At 63.3% G+C, this 14,573-nt stretch carries 13 protein-coding genes; 5 read left to right on the top strand and 8 right to left on the bottom strand.

What is annotated here, in order from left to right; translation table 11 throughout:
* Nucleotides 1-85: 85 nt before the first annotated feature.
* Together AC1DPF_RS08650 and glf are read right to left on the bottom strand one after the other, a co-directional pair.
* Nucleotides 86-1,153, bottom strand: a complete 1,068-nt coding sequence (locus tag AC1DPF_RS08650) for a cellulase family glycosylhydrolase (RefSeq protein WP_477866788.1) — start codon at nucleotides 1,151-1,153, stop codon at nucleotides 86-88.
* 151 nt (nucleotides 1,154-1,304) lie between these two features.
* Nucleotides 1,305-3,575, bottom strand: coding sequence for a UDP-galactopyranose mutase (glf, locus tag AC1DPF_RS08645; RefSeq protein WP_477960718.1), 2,271 nt, complete (start codon nucleotides 3,573-3,575; stop codon nucleotides 1,305-1,307).
* Nucleotides 3,576-3,894: 319 nt separating this feature from the next.
* On the opposite strand from glf, the gene AC1DPF_RS08640 reads away from it, so the two are divergent.
* Complete coding sequence (locus AC1DPF_RS08640; protein ID WP_477960872.1) at nucleotides 3,895-6,093, top strand: sugar nucleotide-binding protein; 2,199 nt, start codon at nucleotides 3,895-3,897, stop codon at nucleotides 6,091-6,093.
* A gap of 7 nt (nucleotides 6,094-6,100) precedes the next feature.
* Here AC1DPF_RS08640 and AC1DPF_RS08635 read toward each other — a convergent pair whose 3' ends face one another.
* The 4 genes from AC1DPF_RS08635 to AC1DPF_RS08620 are packed head-to-tail and all read right to left on the bottom strand — an operon-like array spanning nucleotide 6,101 to nucleotide 10,326.
* The gene (locus AC1DPF_RS08635; RefSeq protein ID WP_477960716.1) at nucleotides 6,101-6,976 is read right to left on the bottom strand and encodes an aldose 1-epimerase; all 876 of its coding nucleotides are present in this window, start codon (nucleotides 6,974-6,976) and stop codon (nucleotides 6,101-6,103) included.
* 1 nt (nucleotide 6,977) lies between these two features.
* Complete coding sequence (gene dgoD, locus AC1DPF_RS08630; protein ID WP_477866780.1) at nucleotides 6,978-8,117, bottom strand: galactonate dehydratase; 1,140 nt, start codon at nucleotides 8,115-8,117, stop codon at nucleotides 6,978-6,980.
* Nucleotides 8,114-9,427 carry a family 1 glycosylhydrolase gene (locus AC1DPF_RS08625; RefSeq protein ID WP_477866778.1) on the bottom strand — a complete coding sequence of 438 codons (1,314 nt, stop codon included), beginning with the start codon at nucleotides 9,425-9,427 and terminating at the stop codon, nucleotides 8,114-8,116. Before AC1DPF_RS08625 ends, dgoD begins: the two co-directional genes overlap by 4 nt.
* A 14-nt stretch (nucleotides 9,428-9,441) precedes the next feature.
* Nucleotides 9,442-10,326, bottom strand: a complete 885-nt coding sequence (locus AC1DPF_RS08620; protein WP_477866776.1) for an SMP-30/gluconolactonase/LRE family protein — start codon at nucleotides 10,324-10,326, stop codon at nucleotides 9,442-9,444.
* A 97-nt stretch (nucleotides 10,327-10,423) separates the two neighbouring features.
* Between AC1DPF_RS08620 and AC1DPF_RS08615 the strand changes: the two genes are divergently transcribed.
* The 4 genes from AC1DPF_RS08615 to AC1DPF_RS08600 all read left to right on the top strand — a co-directional run bounded on the left by AC1DPF_RS08615 (nucleotide 10,424) and on the right by AC1DPF_RS08600 (nucleotide 13,358).
* Nucleotides 10,424-11,314, top strand: coding sequence for a 2-dehydro-3-deoxygalactonokinase (locus tag AC1DPF_RS08615; RefSeq protein WP_477866774.1), 891 nt, complete (start codon nucleotides 10,424-10,426; stop codon nucleotides 11,312-11,314).
* A complete protein-coding gene (locus AC1DPF_RS08610; RefSeq protein ID WP_477866772.1) occupies nucleotides 11,311-11,949 on the top strand; it encodes a 2-dehydro-3-deoxy-6-phosphogalactonate aldolase in 639 nt (212 codons plus the stop codon). The genes AC1DPF_RS08615 and AC1DPF_RS08610 overlap by 4 nt, the downstream gene beginning before the upstream one ends.
* Complete coding sequence (locus AC1DPF_RS08605) at nucleotides 11,942-12,862, top strand: Gfo/Idh/MocA family protein (protein ID WP_477866770.1); 921 nt, start codon at nucleotides 11,942-11,944, stop codon at nucleotides 12,860-12,862. The genes AC1DPF_RS08610 and AC1DPF_RS08605 overlap by 8 nt, the downstream gene beginning before the upstream one ends.
* A gap of 187 nt (nucleotides 12,863-13,049) precedes the next feature.
* Nucleotides 13,050-13,358 carry a hypothetical protein gene (locus tag AC1DPF_RS08600; protein WP_477960714.1) on the top strand — a complete coding sequence of 103 codons (309 nt, stop codon included), beginning with the start codon at nucleotides 13,050-13,052 and terminating at the stop codon, nucleotides 13,356-13,358.
* Nucleotides 13,359-13,373: 15 nt separating this feature from the next.
* Here AC1DPF_RS08600 and AC1DPF_RS08595 read toward each other — a convergent pair whose 3' ends face one another.
* Both AC1DPF_RS08595 and AC1DPF_RS08590 read right to left on the bottom strand, forming a co-directional pair.
* Nucleotides 13,374-13,757 (bottom strand): response regulator, encoded by a 384-nt coding sequence (locus AC1DPF_RS08595; protein WP_477866766.1) that lies wholly within the window; start codon nucleotides 13,755-13,757, stop codon nucleotides 13,374-13,376.
* A complete protein-coding gene (locus AC1DPF_RS08590; protein WP_477866764.1) occupies nucleotides 13,750-14,118 on the bottom strand; it encodes a hypothetical protein in 369 nt (122 codons plus the stop codon). The genes AC1DPF_RS08595 and AC1DPF_RS08590 overlap by 8 nt, the downstream gene beginning before the upstream one ends.
* Nucleotides 14,119-14,573 lie beyond the last annotated feature (455 nt).

Raw genomic sequence — 14,573 nt, 5'->3', positions numbered from 1 at the left:
AACATCAATGCAGGCCGCGCGGCATCGACTATGCCGTGGCGCAAGCTGGCGGACAAGCTAGGTTGAAGCCCCGGGGCCCACCGGCTCAGGCAGCCACCTGATCGAGCCGGTTCAGCAAGCGCAGGAACTCCACTTCGCTCGGGTCGTGCGGTTCGCCGCTCTCGTCGAAGATGTCGTGAAACCAGGCGTCCTTCAGACCTTCGATATTGGGATTTTCCCAGCTGTCCCAAGGCAGATGCGTCTGCGTCTTGCCGCGGACCAGACCCCAGCAGAAGGCGCCGACCTCGAGTTCCTTAGCAGCCGGCAGGATGGCCTGGAAGGTACTCCCCGCCGGACGCGCCATGAACTCGGTGCACATCAGCGGCCGGCCCATCGTCTTCAGCCATTTCACGCGCTGGATGAAGTCTTCCGCCACGCCGTAATTGTGGAAGGAGATCACATCCGAGTTGCCTGTCTGCGCGCGCTGGATGGGGCTGAGCAGATCTGGCGCCGACCAGTCGCCCAGCCAGATCCCACTGGTCAGCGGCTGAATGGGGTTCATCGCGCGCGCCCAGCCGAACGCTTCCACGAGCAGCGGCACCACCAGATCGGCCTTGGCCTTCAAAGCAACGGGATCGCAGAGCGCGACTTCGGGCCCATTGTCAGGCTCGTTCCAGATGTCCCAGGCCAGAACGCGCGGGTCATCCGCAAAGCGGGCGACCACGCCCTTCACATAGGATTCGAGCCGCCTGTGCTCTTCCGCATTGCTCAGCGCAGGCACACCAGGGGACTGAACCCAGCCCGAATTGTGCACGCCTTCGCGAGGTTGCGGCTGGGTACCCAACTCGGGCTCGGGATGCCAGCAGGAGTCGAACAGCACCAGCATCACGCGAATACCATGACGCTCCGCCAGGCTGAGGAAGGCATCGATCCGGTCGAGAAAGGCGTCAGCATCCTCCACCCAGAGAAGATCGTGCAGATAGACGCGAATCGCATTCATGCCGACCGAGGCGGCAAGGCCTAGTTCACGATCCATGGTCGCGAGGTCGAAGGAATCGGCCTGCCACATCTCAAGCTGGTTAATCGCATTGGAGGGCGTGAAATTACACCCTACCAGCCATGGCAGCGCTGCGAACCATTCTCGCGCGGCCTCCGGCGTCCACCGCTCACCCATGTCCCCACTCCAAGCACCAACCCATCTGATCGGAGCCCCGGCTCCGCGCGCTCTGCTATAGGCGCGGGTAGATTGAGACAAGATGAATTAATCGATGTTAGCGAAAAGAATAGTAATCATTACGGATGCTTAGCGATCTCAGCGGTGCGTATCAGGCGGCGGCGGCCTTCAGCTCGGGGCCGCTGCCTAGCTGGATTGTTACGCTATTCTTGCTGTCGATTTTTGCATCGGCTTTGGCGAAGATCTTGCGATAGGTGGCGAGCGCCTGACCGACCACCTGGTCCATATTATAATAGCGATAGGTCGCGAGGCGGCCGACGAAAGTTACGTCGGTCTGTGCGATAGCCAACGCCTCATAGCGCTTAAACAACGCCTGATTCTCTTCACGCGGGATCGGATAATAAGGATCGCCCTCGGCGCTTGGATATTCGTAGGTGATGCTGGTGCGCTCCGCCTGCTGGCCGGTTAGGTGCTTATATTCGGTCACGCGCGTATAGGGCACCGCCTCCGACGGATAATTCACGACCGCGACCGGCTGGTGCCACTCCTGGTCGACGGTCTCATGGACGAACCGCAGCGATCGATAAGGCAGCTTTCCGAAGCGATAGCCGAAATATTCGTCGATCGGGCCGGTGAAGACGAGATGCGTGTGTGGATAGGCGTCGCGCACTTCGGCGAAATCGACGCCCAGCAGCAGATCGATGTTCGGGTGGTCGAGCATGCGCTCGAACATTGTCGTGAAACCCTGCGCCGGCATGGCCTGGAAGCTGTCGGTAAAATAACGATCGTCGACATTGGTTCGCGTCGGAACCCGTGCGGTTACCGACTTGTCGAGCTCGGACGGATCCATTCCCCATTGTTTGCGGGTGTAACCCTGGAAGAAGGTCTCATACAGATCGCGGCCGATCGCGGAGACGACCACATCGGCCGACGTCTTGATCGTCTCGACCGGTTCAGCGCGCGATGCCAGGAAAGCGGCCGCGTCCTCCTCGGTGCGCAGGTCCAGTCCGTAGAGCAGATTCAGCGTGGTGCGATTGATCGGCATCGGTACGCGCTGGCCGTTCACTTCCGCGAGCACCCGGTGCTCGTAGGGCCGCCAATCCGTGAATCGGGACAGATAGTCCACGATTTCCTGGCTGTTCGTGTGGAATATGTGCGGACCATATTGGTGGATCAGCACGCCGGCGTCATCGAGATGATCGAAGGCATTGCCGGCGATATGCGGGCGTCGATCGACGACCAGCACCCTTCTGTTCGAGCCGGCGGCAAGCCGCTCCGCCATGACCGCCCCGGCAAAACCCGCGCCGACCACCATCACATCATAATGTTGCGGGCGTTCAGCGGGCCAAATGGTTGGAGAAACGATCGGCTGGACATGCTCGGCGCGGGCCGCCGCATCGTCGATCAGGTCGAGCATCTGCCGGAATGTGYGATCCCATGAGAGGCTTGATAATGTCGAGTCGACTTCGTCCTGCCAGGCGCCCGGGGTATTGGCCAGGGCTAGTGCTTCGTCGCAGGCGAGCACGAAGCTTTCCGGCGTATCGGCGATCTTCACCGCTTCGATCGCGCCATAATGCCGAACCACGTCGCAGATCGGACTCGACACCACCGGACAGCCGGCGGCGAGATATTCGGGCGTTTTGGTCGGACTAATGAACCGTGTCGCCTCGTTGATGGCGAACGGCATCAGCGCGACGTCCCAGCCGCGCAGATAATCGGGCAGCTCGGCATAGGACTTCCCGCCGAGATAATGGAGGTTGGGTGCTCGCGGCAGATCGTCTTCGCTGATCTTGACGACGKGGCCGACCACCACGATCGACCATTGCGGCCGGGCCTCGGAAAGCCGTGCCAGCAGTTCGAGGTCCATACGTTCATCCACGACTCCGTAGAAGCCGAGTCTCGGGCCTGGGATCGCCGCCTGATCCTCCGGATCGCGGCCCGGCGCACGTGCAGCCTTGAAATGCTTCACGTCCACGCTGGACGGGAAGGGATATATATGAGGGTGACGGCCGCGCTTCGCCTCGAAGAGGCTGTGGCCGCCGGTGAACATCAGATCGGCCTGCTCCATCAGCCGCATCTCGAGCGGCATCAATTCCGGCGGCGCGTTCTTGAAATTCGCGAGTTCGTCCATGCAGTCATAGACGATGCAATCCGCAGGGACATGTTCCGAGAACGGCAGCATCATCGGCGTGTAATACCATCTGACGGCGGGCTGCGGGCGATCCTGGAGAAATTCGCCGAGCAGCCTCTTGAGCATGGCCCGTTCGTCGCCTTCGTTGAAGTCGACCGGCAGGATCGGCGTGGCGACGATCACACCGGTTCGTTCACAGCTGCGGACCTGCAGATACGGCGCCAGAGCTTCGTCGGAGGTCAGTGGTTCCTCCCAGAAGACCACATCATATTCTGCCGCGAAGCGGCTCATCAGATGCTGCGGTCGCTGGAATACGAAGTCCCATCTAAGATGGCTGAAGCACATAAGCAGCCGTTCGGCATGGCCCCCTCCCTCCATGGAAGAGACGGCACGGGGAAGGGAAGGGAGCTGCTGCATGACATAGCCTTGCTGACAAATGTGTATGAAGAACGGTGCAACCGGCTCGGGAGTTCCATCAGAATATATGTAAGCTATTGTATGATATATGTTATTTCGGATGAGTTATTATCCTCATCATGCAACAAGTATAGATCGACTTCGTTTCTCCCGATTGATCTTTGTTGGCGAGACCGGGGAGTAGCGGGTGGACATGCTGGAACTTTGGGGCGGTGCAGAGTGCACGGTCAACCGCGTCGGGGACAGCTTTCGGGATCAGCTTAAGGAGACGGGGCATCATGACCGCATCTCCGATCTTGACCTGTTCGCCGAACTTGGGCTTCGCGCCTTGCGCTACCCGATCCTTTGGGAGCGTATGACAGCCGAAACGAGCGCGAACCACGACTGGAACTGGTCTGACATGGGGCTGGCGAAACTCCGTTCTCACGGCATTCGCCCAATTGCAGGGTTGGTGCACCATGGCAGCGGGCCGCGTTCCACCAATCTGCTGGCAGACGATTTCGCTTCCGGCCTGGCAAGCCATGCCCGCACCGTCGCGGAGCGTTATCCGTGGATCACTGACTGGACGCCCGTAAACGAGCCGCTGACCACGGCCCGTTTCGCGACGCTCTATGGTCATTGGTATCCTCATCTGCGCGACGAACCGAGCTTCTGGCTCGCGCTACTGAACCAGATCGACGCTACCCGGCTCGCCATGCGCGAAGTGCGGCGCGTGCAGCCCGAGGCGCGGCTCGTCCAGACCGACGATCTGGGGCGTACCTACGCAACGGTTTCCGTTCGCGAACAGGCCGCCTTCGACAATGTGCGCCGATGGATGGGCTGGGATCTGCTTTGCGGGAAAGTGGTGCCTGGGCACGATCTGTGGACGCGCCTCCTGCGCTATGGCTTCGAGGACCGCCTCCGCCGGATTGCCGACGATCCCTGTCCGCCCAACATCATCGGCATCAACCACTATCTTACCAGCGACCGGTTTCTCGACCACAGGGTGCAACGCTATCCGGCGCGAGTGCGCGGGGGGAACAGCCGGCGCGCGTTCGTCGATGTCGAGGCAGTCCGCGTCCTGCAGCCGCCCCCCCCGGGACTCRCCGGCTCATTGCGCGAGGCCTGGGACCGCTACCATATCCCGCTCGCGGTCACCGAGGTTCACAATGGCTGCACCCGCGAGGAGCAGATGCGCTGGACCTATGATGCGTGGCAGACGGCGTTCGCACTCCGCGGCGAGGGCGTCGACATCCGCGCCGTGACCAGTTGGGCGCTGCTCGGCGGCTGCGGCTGGAACACTCTGCTTACCACCGCCGGTGTCTATGAAGCCGGTGCGTTCGACGTGCGCGGCGCGGTGCCGCGGCCAACGGCCGTCGTGCCGCTGCTGAAGTCCCTAAGCCGGGGGGAGGAGCCTTCGCACCCGGTGCTCGCCGGCTCAGGCTGGTGGAGGCGCGACATCCGCGTCCACCACCCGGCAGTTCCGCGACCAGCTCCGCTGCCCGATCATTCGCGCTGCTGGCGTCGGATGGCGGGCCAGACCGCGCCGCCGCTGCTCGTGGTCGGGGCGACCGGAACGTTGGGAGGCGCGCTCGCGGCCGCCTGCCGGCATCGCGACATCGCTCATGTCGCGACATGCCGGCAGCAGCTCGACCTGTCCGATGAGCAAAGCATCGCTGCGGCGCTCGATGCGTACAGGCCCTGGGCGGTGATCAACGCCGCCGGCTGGGTGAGGGTCGACGATGCCGAAACCGACGCGGCGGCCTGCATCGCCGCCAACGCCGAGGGGGCGGAGCGGCTTGCCGCCGCCTGCGCCGAACGGAACATCCCGACAGCGAGCTTCTCAAGCGATTTGGTGTTCGATGGCGGGATCGGCAGGACCTATCGGGAAGATGACGATCCTGCGCCGCTGAACGTCTATGGCTGGAGCAAGGCTCTCGCGGAACAATCGATACGGTCGCTCCACGGGAGTCACCTGATCATTCGGACCGCCGCCTTCTTCTCGCCCTTCGACACCTATAATTTCGCCATGCACATGGTCGGAGCGTTGGGTCAGGGGCGGCCTTTCCGCGCCGCTCATGATCAGGTGGTCACGCCAAGCTATGTTCCGGACCTGTGCAGCGCCGTGCTCGACCTGATGATCGATGGTGTCGAGGGAATATGGCATCTCACCAATGGCGAGGCGCTGTCCTGGTCGGATTTCGGTCGCCAGCTCGCCGGGCGTTGTGGCCTCGATGCGGCATTGATCCACGCGGTGCCGRGCGAACGGCTCGGCTGGCGCGCCATTCGGCCCGGCGCGGTGCCGCTCGGCAGCACGAAAGGAGCGCTGCTGCCGCCCCTATCCTGCGCAATGGACCGTTTCGCGCATGAGCTGCGCCTCCGGGGCGTACTGGATCGCCGCGTGGCCGCCTGACGGGCATTCACACGGGGTCGATGTCCAGCCGCATCCGCAGCGTCATGGTTTCGCCGGGCTCCATGACCTTCAGCCCGAGCGCTTCCCAGCGCTCTTCCGGCGCGTTCAGCGCTGCGTTGGCGTGCGTGACCGGTTCTGCGACGAAAAGGCTGCCTTGCCGTGGCGAGTAGAGCTGGAAGAAGCGCGTCCCCGGCGAAGACAGGGTGATGCTGAACGGCGCGCCCGGCGTCGTGATGGCAGCCGCTCCGCTCCAGCCATCATAGCCATTATCCAGTTCGCGACCGCATATAGGACCATCGGTCAGGTCGTACCGTCCGCGCGCAGCGATGCGCTCCACTGGCAGGACCCGCTGGTCCACGGTCCAGACATTTTCGACCCGGGTGACCAGGCGCGTCCCGGCAGCGCAGGGAAAATAAGGGTGAAGCCCCAGCCCGCAGGGCATCGCGGCGTCCCCGCTGTTGGTGCAGCCGAGTTCGACCGTAAGGCCGTGCGGATCGAGGCTCAGCCGCTGCCGGGCGGCATAGGGCCATGGCCACTCGCCGCCGTCATGTTCGAACAGAAGCTGGGCGCTGGCGGCAGTCTGCTCCTCCACGCGCCAGCGGCCAAGCCAGCCCTGGCCGTGCAGCGGGCTCGGATCGCCGGCCATGTTCGGTGCCAGCACGACCTCGCGGCCGCGGAAGCGGAAGGCGCCACCGCGAATGCGGTTGCAATAGGGAACGAGCGGGAAGCACCCGGCCTCCAGCGGAGAAGCAGGCGCGGCCTCGCTGCGCAGGATCGGAGAAACCGCATTGCCCTCGACCCAGTCGAAGCGGCCTATGCTGCCGCCGAGCGACGGCAGCAGGGCCAGTCGCAGCGGGCCGGCCGAGAGCTGTACGTCGCTCATCCTACCACTCGGCAAAGCTGCCGTCGGCATAGCGCCAGATCGGGTTCCGCCAGCGGTGCCGCTGCTCATGCGCACGGCGCACGCCCGCTTCGTCGATCTCCACGCCAAGCCCGGCCCCAGTGGGGATCGCCAGAAAGCCGTCGATCGGCTTGAATATATCGGGATTGGTGACGAAATTCAGCAGGTCGTGCCCGACATTATAGTGGATGCCGAGCGACATCTCCTGCAACACGACATTGGGCGTGCAGCCCGCCAGCTGAAGGCAGGATGCCAGCGCCAGCGGGCCGAGTGGGCAGTGCGGGGCGACGGCCACGTCGAACGCCTCCGCCATGGCGGCAATGCGGCGGCACTCGCTCAATCCGCCGGCATGGCTCAGGTCCGGCTGGATGATGTCCACTACGCCGGAAGCGAGGAAGGGCTTGAAGTCCCAGCGGGAGTAGAGGCGTTCGCCGAGCGCGATCGGCGTGCTGACCAGCTGGCTGATCTGCGCGATGCCTTCGGGATTTTCGGAGAGCAGCGGTTCCTCGATGAACATCAGCCCCAGCGGCTCGAGCAGCTTTGCCAGCTGCTTCGCCATCGGCTTGTGGATGCGCCCGTGGAAGTCGAGCCCGACGTCGAGCCCTTCGGCCTGGACCGCACGGACCCGCTCGACCACCTCGTCCAGCAACTTCGGCGTGCCGAGGAAGTCGAGCTCCGCGGTGGCGTTCATCTTCACCGCGGAAAACCCCTGCTCCCGCCGCGCAGCTGCAGCTTCGGCGGCTTCATGGGGTCGGTCTCCGCCGATCCAGGCATAGGCCCGCACCTTGTCACGCACCCGGCCGCCCAGCATCTGCCAGGCCGGCAGGTTCGACGCCTTGCCGTTAAGGTCCCAAAGCGCTTGGTCCAGCCCGGACAAGGCGCTCATCATCACCGCCCCGCCGCGGTAGAAGCCGCCGCGATAGGCTATCTGCCAGATGTCCTCGATCCGCCGCGCATCATGATCGACGAAACGGTCGCGCAACGCTTCGAAAGCGCCGTCGACGGCTTCGGCATGGCCTTCGAGGCTGGCTTCGCCCCAGCCGACCAGGCCGCCTTGCGCCTCGATCCGCACGAACAGCCAGCGTGGCGGCACATAGAAGGTTTCGATCCGCTCGATGTTCACCGGTTGATCTCCTCGCTGGTCAGGGGCTGGGCGTCGGGCCGGCGCAGCATGTCTCCGGCGCGATCTTCCTGTTCGACGGCATCGACCCGGCCGGAGTGGGAAGGGGGCACCACCGGCACCACGAGGCAGACGCTCTGCGCGGGCAGGACATCGCGCCAATCCGCGATAAGCTGCTTATAGGCCTTGCCGACGGCGCGGATATTGCGATCGAGATCGTAGAGGCCGAGCGGGTTCACATGGCCATTGCGTTCCCGCAGCGCACTGTCCCAGTCGACCTGATCGGTCAGCGAATACCAGGTGAACCCGACCGTTGGGATGCCGATGTTGCGCAGCCGCAGGACATTGGCCCATTCCTTCCACAGCCAGTTTACCGCCTCGTCGCCATTGGGGCCTTCGGAGAGATTGGTTTCGGTGTGCATCACCGGCAGGCCGTAGCGGCCGTAATATTGGCGGGTGATCTCGCTATAGCCGAACACTTCGCCCGCTGCCCAGGTTCGGCCGTCCTGGTGCACGCGATGCTCGTTGGTGCAATAATAGTCGTTGCCGAGGATACAGTGCTGTTTGAGGCGGTTGCCCAGGAAGAAGTGATATTCTTCCCGGGTCATGCCGCAATCCATCAGGAACTCGTACATCTCGCTGTTCACCCGGCGCCCGTAATTCAGGTCGAGGCTCAGGAAACGCTTCGAGTTCATGATCTCGGCGGGGCCGATGGCTGCCGGGCTGTCGGCGTGGAAATATTCCGAGGACTCGCTCTGGATGAAGATCGCATCGGGGCGGAGTTTCAATATCTCCTGCATCGCAACGACATTGGCTTTGACGATATTCTTGAGCGCGGTGACGAAGGCGGTGTCGCTGGTCAGTTGCTCGTTCCACCAGCCATATTTGGCGGAAAAGACCGCGCAGATGAACATCTCGTTGACCGGCGTATAGAGCTGCACCCAGTGATAACGCTGCGCGAACGCCGCTGCGTAGCCCCCAAAAAGATGCGGAAAGTCCGGATTTTGAAAATTGCCGATCCAGTCCGGCACGCCGAAATGACAAAGATCGACGATGGGGGTGATGTCCCGGCGGTGCAGGTCATCCAGGGCATGGTCGGCAAATGACCAGTCATAATGGTTGGGACCCAGCCAGGTCCGGTGCAGCGGCGGCCCGAAGCGCAGATAATGGATGCCGAGATCCTCGACCAGATCGAAGTCCTCGCGCCACCGTTTATAGTGGCCGCACAGCTCCATCTCGTCGATGCGGGTGCGGCCATTGTCGATCGTCGGTATGCTGTTTTCGATGCCGGTGCAGAACATGAAATTGGCCATTGCGTGCTCCCGCTTCAACCGGCGAAGGACGGTTGCTCGACGCCGACGACGCCGGGCCGCACCATGAACAGCGAACCCGCCAGCGGCTGATCGGCCAGCACGTCCTCCAGGCCGATCCGTGCCGAGGTGATGAACAACCGGTCGAGATCGGGTCCGCCGAAAGCGCAACTGGTCGGACGCCGGGTCGGCAAGTCCACATGGTCGAGCAGCACGCCCTCCGGCGAAAAGCGCCGCACGCAGCCGCCATCCCAGAAGGCGATCCACAGGCATCCCTCGATGTCGCTGGTCATGCCGTCGGGATAGCCGTCGTCCTGGCCGAAGCGCAGGAATGTCTCGCGCGCGCCGATCGACCCATCCGCGGCGATGGGGAAACGGTACACGGTGCGTATCGCGGAATCGCTATGGTAGAGGATCCTGCCATCGGGGCTGAAGGCCGGACCATTGGTGACATGGTAGCCGCGATCGACGCATTGCCACTCGAGCGCGGCATCGAGGCGGAAAAGCGAGCCAGTGGTCGCCTGTTCGGCATCGTCCATAGTTCCGGCCCAGAAGCAGCCGGCGGGATCGACCTTGCCGTCGTTGAAGCGGTTGCCGGGGATATCCTTGTCGGGATTGCCGATCGGTTCGAAGATATTCTCCTCGAAGTCGGCGAGCGCAAATCCCGCTTCGGTGGCGGCGATGAAGCCGCCTTCAAGGCGCGGCGCGATGGCCCCGATGCGCCATGGCGGCGTCCAACTTCGCGTGCTCCTCGTTTCCCAGTCCAACCGCCAGACCGATGGCGCTTTGATGTCCACCCAATAGAGCGCCTGCTCACGCGCCACCCATATCGGGCCCTCGCCCAGCAGTGCGTCGCAGCGCACGACAACTTCAGGCGCGGAAATATCGTAGCTCGATCCCATGACGGAAAGGCCAACGCCGGCTGATGCGCAAAGTTGCCGTGGCCGTCGCGACATTCGCGCGTCTTGCGCGTTATCGCGCTGTTGAGATGGAGGTTGGATGGCGAGCGGAGCCGAAATAATCGCCGTGGACTGGGGGACGACGAACAGGCGGGCTTATGCCGTCGCGCGCGACGGGACGGTGATCGATCAGGTCAGCGATGGGCAAGGAGTCCTGGCCGTGGAATCCGGCGGATTTCCCGCCGCCGTTGCCGACCTGCGAGCCCGGCTCGGCAGCGGGGCGATGCTGCTCGCGGGGATGATCGGCTCGAATCGGGGCTGGGTGGAGGCGCCCTACCGATCCTGTCCCGCCGGGCTCGACGAGCTGGTGGGCGGCCTGAAGCGCATAGCTGAGTCCGATGCCGCGATCGTTCCCGGCCTCAGCTTCGCTGGCGACGACAGCGTCGACGTGATGCGCGGCGAGGAGATCCAGCTGCTCGGTGCGGTGGCCGCCGGTCTGGTGTCGCCCAATGCTCCGGCCTGCCACCCAGGCACCCATGCGAAATGGGTGAAGCTTGAGGGCGGCAGGATCGTGGCATTCCGAACGGTCATGACGGGGGAGATGTTCGCGCTGCTGAAGAAGCACAGCATCATCGGAAGCCAGCTTCAGGCCGAGATTGCTCCCGGCCCTTCCTTCGCGGCGGGCGTTCGCCGATCGCTCGAGCGCTGCGAGTTGACCGCCGAGCTGTTCCAGATCCGCGCCAGAGGTCTGATCGGCGGCCTTTCGGACGAAGAGGCCAGCGCCTATGCGAGCGGCCTGCTTATCGGAGCCGACATCAGAACCGGCCTGTCCTTCGTCGGCAGGGGGGGCGCCGTAGCGCTGATCGGCGATCCGGCGCTGACGGCGCTTTATGCCGCGGCCCTGCGCGAAACCCGGCGGCCCTGCTTTGAAGTCGATGGCGAGGCCGCTTTTCTGGCCGGCATCAAGGCCTTGACGGAGATCATGAGATGAGAGCGGAGCAAATTCTCGAACGGCATCTCGCGCATTGCCCCCTCGTTGCGATCCTTCGCGGCATCACCTCGGCCGAGGCTCATGCGATAGGAGACGCGCTGATCGAAGCCGGTATCCGGATCATCGAGGTGCCGTTGAACTCACCGGATCCGCTGCGCAGCATCGAATTGCTCGCCGCGCGGTTCGGCGACCATGCCCTGGTCGGAGCCGGCACGGTGCTGGAACCCCGGCAGGTCGCGGATGTGAAGGGGGCCGGCGGACGGATCATCGTGTCGCCCTCGACCGATGCCGAGGTGATAGCGGCGACAGTCGAGGCCGGGCTGATTTCGGCGCCCGGCTATTTCACGCCGACCGAGGCGTTCGCGGCGCTCAAGGCGGGCGCACACATGCTGAAGTTATTCCCTGCCGAGGCGGCTTCTCCCAAGGTGGTGCAAGCCCAGCGCGCCATATTGCCTCCGACCGTGCCGCTGGTCGTCGTAGGCGGCGTCACGCCTGAATCCATGGCCGATTATATCGCTGCGGGCGCCTCTGGTTTCGGACTCGGTTCCGGCCTGTACAAGCCCGGCAGCACGGTAGAGGCTGTCGCCGTGCGGGCTCGCGCCTATGTCGCTGGGCTGGGATCGTTCCATGGCTGAGATCCGGATCGCCATCATCGGCTTCGGCAAGATCGCGCACGACCAGCACGTCCCGGCTATTGCAGCAAACGCTGCATTCAAGCTTGTGGCAGCGGTCTCGCCACGTGCGGCGCCGAGCGTCGACGTCCCGGTCTTCCAGGACCATGGCGAGATGCTGCGCCAGATACGCCCCGATGCGGTGGCAATCTGCACGCCGCCGGGGCCGCGCCACGCGATCGCGCGCGATTGTCTCGATCTCGGCGTTCATGTCCTGCTCGAAAAGCCACCCGGCGTCACGCTGGGCGAGGTAATGGATCTCGCAAAGCTGTGCGAGCCGCGGCGCGTCAGCCTCTTCACCACCTGGCACGCCCAGTATAACGAAGGCGTGGGCGAAGCGGCACGGCGCGTCGCGGAGGAGGGGCTTCACTCGCTGCGGATCGACTGGTTCGAGAATGTCGAGAAATGGCATCCCGGACAGCAATGGATCTGGCAACCGGGCGGATTTGGCGTCTTCGACGCCGGCATCAATGCCCTATCGATCGCGACGCTGCTCAGCCCGTCGGTGCTCTTGCTGCGCAAGGCGCGGATGCACCTCCACCAGGGCGGGCAACAGCCGATCGCCGCGAGGTTGACGATGGAAAGCTCCGGCGCCACCGGGCCGATCGAAGCAATGCTGGACTGGCGCCATAAGGGAGAAGAGCGCTGGACCATCGAGGTCACCACCCGCGCGGGCACCCGGCTGGTGCTTTCGGAAGGGGGTGCGGTGCTTCGCATCGGCGACGGCCACCCCCGGCGCGGCGCGGGCAGCGAATATCCGGCGCTCTACGCGCGTTTCGAGGAACTTGTGCGGACGCAGGAAAGCCATATCGACGTGGAGCCGCTGCGCCTGACCGCTGACGCCTATATGTTAGCCGAGCGGCTCGCCGCCGATTGATGAAATACCATCAAGATAGTTTGAAGAAATGATCGATTATATTGATCAGGAATAGCCTTCATCTTAAAAGATGATGGGACAAGAGACGGGCGGATTGACCGCAAAACCTGCCCGATGTGCGGAGGGTCCGGGACGGTGATCGCAGGGATCGGCGGCGCGTGATGCGCTTGCGATCGCGGCCGAATTAATGATCCCGTCGGTCGCGGCCTGGCTGCTCATGCTCCCGCGCAGCGCTGAGGCGGACTGCTTCGTCGATGGACCGAAGCAGATCGTCGAAGTCGGGGCCCTCGACGATAGGAAACGCATTCCGAAACCCGCTGCCGAGAACGTTCAAATCCTTCTGGGTCAGGAGACCAACGGCAACTATCTTCGGGCGTTCATGCATGTGTTCTTCCTGGCAACTAACCAGAACAGAACAACGCCGGAAAAGCGTCGCTGTGCCAATTGTTTCACGGACGGGTTTTGTTTCCATGACCTGCCGACTGTTTCGGCATGATTGCTAAACCGCAGATCACATCTCCAGGGCGGCAGCAATCATCCGGATCAAGAGATCCCGGTCGAGCGGCTTGGGGCAGCGTGCAACATGGCGATAGGTTTCGGGAATCGCCTCCTTGTCATAACCTGTCAGGAACAGGAATGGGAGCTTCGCCGTCGTCAGGACGTCCGCGACGGGAAAGACCCGCTCCCTGCCGAGGTTGATGTCGAGCACGGCCATGTCGACGCCGCCCGGGTTTCCGGCAAGAGTATCCAGCGCTTCCCCGACGGTCCCGACCGGGCCGAGCACCTTGGCCCCGTTGATTTCGAGCCATAGCGCGACATCGGACGCGATGAAATAATCGTCTTCGACGAGGAGAAGGCGGCAGCCGGAAATGGGGCTGCTGTGCTCGTCAGTCATGCGATCTGCCTCGAGTCTTGACCGGTATGGCGATCGTGCAACTGACGCCGTCATCAGCACCGAAGATGAGCTCCGCCGGCGCCTTTAGCTGGTAGGGCAGCGCGCGTGTCAAGAGTTCCGCACCATATCCCCTATGCCGGGCATGCTCGCCTTGGGGTGTGACTACACCGCTTTTCCGCCACTCCAATACCCCGAGTCCAGCCTGCTCGCTCCAACTGGTTATGGCGCCATCCACGTCCTTCGTGAAGATCGCAAAATCCGTCGCGCTCTCAATGATTAATTCGAACAGTTTTGCTCGATCGATGAAATCCGGCACAGTTCGCTTTCCGTCGCGCACAGTTTCCCTCTTTGCCAGTTGCATCGCAGGTGGCCTAGCCGTTTCACCACTGTGGGATATTATTTCAGGTTAGCAGACAGCCGATTTCCGTCGCGTAGCCGCTAAGTCTTGGCACTTCTGTTCAGTTCCCAAGTCTCAGGCGGCAGGTGGATATTGAGGAGCAGGGACAAAAATTTGCCGTCCTTCAACAAATGCGAAAGTCGGGCGTGATCGCGCAACCTATCGGGATCTGGCAGCCCCGCAGTGGAGAGGATGAACGTGACGATGATGGCTCCCCCGGCCACATCCCCCGATCGTCACCTTCCCCCCTCGCCAATCCACTGCGGGTCTGCTTCCTTTCGAACGGCGATTATTGCGCGCTGGGTCCGTAACAGATGGCCGCCCGCAAGGAGGGGCAACTGGTCCTGCGCCTGTCTGCTCCGTTCCGGCGCCCGAACTCGCATTGACTCGCAGGCCCGCTATCCGCGGCGATATCGCCC

It is taken from the genome of Rhizorhabdus sp. P4_G6, assembly GCF_056401045.1.
The sequence above is the reverse complement of the archived record's forward strand: the minus strand, read 5'-3'. Positions and strand labels throughout refer to the sequence as shown.